This is a genomic window from Brevundimonas sp. CURTG3B2_SDJG (genome assembly GCF_057364705.1).
Map to the genome: position 1 here is coordinate 1 of NZ_JBNFOJ010000313.1, position 3148 is coordinate 3148.

Sequence of the window (3148 nt, forward strand, 5' to 3'; positions counted from 1 at the left end):
GACCACCAGCGTCGCCGCATGCCAGCGCCCGCCGCCGCCCGCCCCCGCCCCGCCGACCCGAGGTCTGCGTCACCCAGGCGACCTTCGAAGCGCCAGGCGGCAGCGCCTCCACCCCCGGTGCGACCTGCACCACCCAGCCGTTCCGCCGCGACGGCGACGCCATGGTCAGCTCGAGCGTCTGCGAGATCCAGGGCGGCATGAAGACCGAGACCAACATCCGCGTCACCGGCGACTTCACCAGCCGCTACACCATGGAGGCCAAGTCCAAGACCACCGGCGGCCCGGCCCAGATGCCGGAAATCACCACCACGATGAACGCCGAACGCGTCGGCGACTGCCCGGCGGCCTAAGGCCTCGCGAGCCCGGCCCGGGCGCTCAGGCGTCCGGGTCGGCACGCCGGCTCAGTGCTTCACGTGCTCGGGCTTGCCCTTGCGTTTCGTGTGGGCGAACTCCTCGAGCTGCTTCTCGGACATCGACAGCATCGATTTGGACGCGCCCTTCAGCTCGGACTTGGGCGTGTCGCCGCGCTTGGCCGACAGGGCGGCTCCGGCGGCCTTCTGCTGGGCTGCGGACTTGGCGGGCATGGGGGGACTCCTTGAGTTGGCCCCCGCCGCTCACAATCCCCGCCGGCGCCGGATGTTCCGTCAGAAGCCGACGCAGCCTCTGCGCTCCACCATCATGACGGCCTCCTGCCGGAAGCGGGCCTTGTACGCGGTCCGCACGGCCTCGAGGCGGGCCGGCTCGTCGGGCCGGCCGGACAGAACCAGGATCAGCACCTTGGACGGTTCTCGGACGATCTCTTCCGTCTCGCCCCGCCACTGGCCGGCCGCGTCCAGAACGGTCAGGCCCTCGGGGAAGCGGGGGGTCACCTCCTGGTCGAGGAAGGCCGCCCAGTCGGCGTCGGACACGCCCGGCGCGTCGCCGACGTTGCGGCCGAAGTAGAGCTCGGCCAAGCCGCGCATCTCGGAACCGGGCCGGCAGGACGCGGGCGCGCCGAGCGTCGAGCAGGCCGACAGCAGCACCAACAACCCCGCGGCGCCGGCCGCCCGGATCATGACCCCAGCAGCTCCCGCCCGATCAGGAACCGGCGGATCTCGTTGGTGCCGGCGCCGATGTCGTACAGCTTGGCGTCGCGGACCAGCCGCTCGACCGGCCATTCCTTGGTGTAGCCCGCGCCGCCCAGGGCCTGTACGGCCTCCAGGCTGACCTTTACCGCGTTCTCCGAGGCCAGCAGGATGGCGCCGGCGGCGTCGTAACGGGTGGTCTTGCCCTGGTCGCAAGCGCGGGCGACGGCGTAGACGTAGGCTCGCGCCGAGTTCAGGGCCACGTACATGTCGGCGACCTTGGCCTGCATCAGCTGGAACGAGCCGATCGCCTTGCCGAACTGCTTGCGCTCGCGCACGTAGGGCAGGACCACGTCCAGCGCCGCCTGCATGATGCCCAGCGGCCCGCCTGACAGTACGGTGCGCTCGTAGTCCAGGCCGCTCATCAGCACCGCCGCGCCGCGCCCTTCGCCGCCCATGATGTTCTCTTCCGGGACCTCGCAGTCCTCGAACACCAGCTCGGCGGTGTCCGAGCCGCGCATGCCCATCTTGTCCAGCTTCTTGGAGACGCTGAACCCTTTCATCCCCTTCTCGATCAGGAAGGTGGTGACCCCGCCATTGCCCTCGCCGGTCCGGGCGTAGACCACCAGGGTGTCGGCCGTCGGCGAGTTGGTGATCCAGAACTTCGTTCCATTCAGGACGTAGCGGTCGCCCTTCTTCTCGGCGCGGGTCCGCATCGACATGACGTCCGAGCCCGATCCGGCCTCCGACATCGCCAGCGACCCCAGATGCTCGCCCGAGATCAGCTTGGGCAGGTATTTCGCCTTCTGCTCCGGCGTGCCCCAGCGGCGGATCTGGTTGACGCACAGGTTGGAGTGGGCGCCGTAGCTCAGGCCGATCGAGGCCGAGGCGCGGCTGACCTCCTCCATCGCGACCACATGCTCCAGATAGCCCATGCCCAGGCCGCCGTACTCCTCCTCGACGGTGATCCCGTGCAGGCCCAGTTCCCCCATCTCGGGCCACAGGTCGCGGGCGAACGTGTTCGTCTCGTCGATCTCGGCGGCGCGGGGCGCCAGCTTGTCGGCGGCCCAGCGGGCGGTGGTCTCGCGAATGGCGTCAGCGTTCTCGCCGAGGCCGAATTCCATGGATTGGGGGGCGAAGGGAATGCTCATGGCGCGGGCGTAGCACCGCCCGCGCCGGAGGCAAAGTCAGCTCGACCGCCCCCAGCGGACATAGAGGTTCCAGGACGATACCCCCACGCAGATCGCGCCGATCAGGGCCAGCGCCCAGGCGATCACGGCCGTCTCCCCCATGTCGGAGGGTTCGGTCACGGCCAGGCGGAATGCGGCGGCCGAGGCCGCGCAGGCGGCCAGGCCCACGCCGCCCATGATCAGGAAGGCGCCGGTTTCGCTCCAGTCGAAGCGACGGGGCTTCTCCGGCTCCGCCTCGTGACGCAGGACCGACAACGTCGGCTCGTCGGTGAACAGCGCCTCCCCGGCGCCGTCCTGGTCAGAGTCCTGCCGCTGTTCGTCGGGCCAGACGGGGCGGGCAGTCTCGACGAAGTTCGCCTCCACCGGAGGCGTCAACACCAGTTCGTCCATCGGCGGGAAGGGCGACGGCCCCGCCGACGGTGGAACCAAGGGCCCCAGATCACCGGTCTCGCTCTCCGGGGCGGCCGTCTCCCCGACCGTAGCGGGCTGCGGTTCGGGCGCGACCGCGCCAGCCGCGGGAAAGCCGGGAAGAGGACCGATGATCGCGGTGGCATAGGGCGAGTATCGCATCGCCGCGTGGGCGGTGAAGGCGGGCGGCGACGAGGGCGGGACGGGCGGCTCGACCGGAGGCGGGGGCGAGGCTTCCTCGGCGCTCGGGGGTGCTTCGCCCAACAAGGAGGCGACGGCGGCCGCGCGGGCGCGGCGCCGGCCGCGAAGTCGGGCCTCACGACCGGAGCCTCTTCGGCGCGGATGGGCTCGGGCACGGGAGGAGGGGGCAGGGGCGCGGACAGCAGATCCGCCAGATGCACGGGAGAGGCTGGTCCGCCACGACAGGGCGCGCTCGGCGGCGCGGCGGCGCAGCGCCGAATCCGGAGCCGCGGCCTCGGGCCATCC

At 71.2% G+C, this 3148-nt stretch carries 5 protein-coding genes; 1 reads left to right on the plus strand and 4 read right to left on the minus strand.

Annotated elements, in window-relative coordinates:
* On the plus strand, positions 1-350 hold a 350-nt coding region (locus AC2W7C_RS15700), incomplete at its 5' end, for a DUF3617 domain-containing protein (RefSeq protein WP_486002238.1).
* A 51-nt stretch (positions 351-401) separates the two neighbouring features.
* Here the strand turns inward: AC2W7C_RS15700 and AC2W7C_RS15705 are convergent.
* Genes AC2W7C_RS15705 through AC2W7C_RS15720 form a run of 4 tightly spaced genes read right to left on the minus strand, consistent with a single transcriptional unit; the run spans position 402 to position 2632 of the window.
* Complete coding sequence (locus AC2W7C_RS15705) at positions 402-584, minus strand: DUF3008 family protein (RefSeq protein WP_486002239.1); 183 nt, start codon at positions 582-584, stop codon at positions 402-404.
* Between the two features lie 60 nt (positions 585-644).
* Positions 645-1055 carry a DUF3574 domain-containing protein gene (locus AC2W7C_RS15710; protein WP_486002240.1) on the minus strand — a complete coding sequence of 137 codons (411 nt, stop codon included), beginning with the start codon at positions 1053-1055 and terminating at the stop codon, positions 645-647.
* The gene (locus AC2W7C_RS15715; RefSeq protein WP_486002241.1) at positions 1052-2215 is read right to left on the minus strand and encodes an isovaleryl-CoA dehydrogenase; all 1164 of its coding nucleotides are present in this window, start codon (positions 2213-2215) and stop codon (positions 1052-1054) included. Before AC2W7C_RS15715 ends, AC2W7C_RS15710 begins: the two co-directional genes overlap by 4 nt.
* Before the next feature lie 36 nt (positions 2216-2251).
* A complete protein-coding gene (locus AC2W7C_RS15720; protein ID WP_486002242.1) occupies positions 2252-2632 on the minus strand; it encodes a hypothetical protein in 381 nt (126 codons plus the stop codon).
* Positions 2633-3148: the final 516 nt, after the last annotated feature.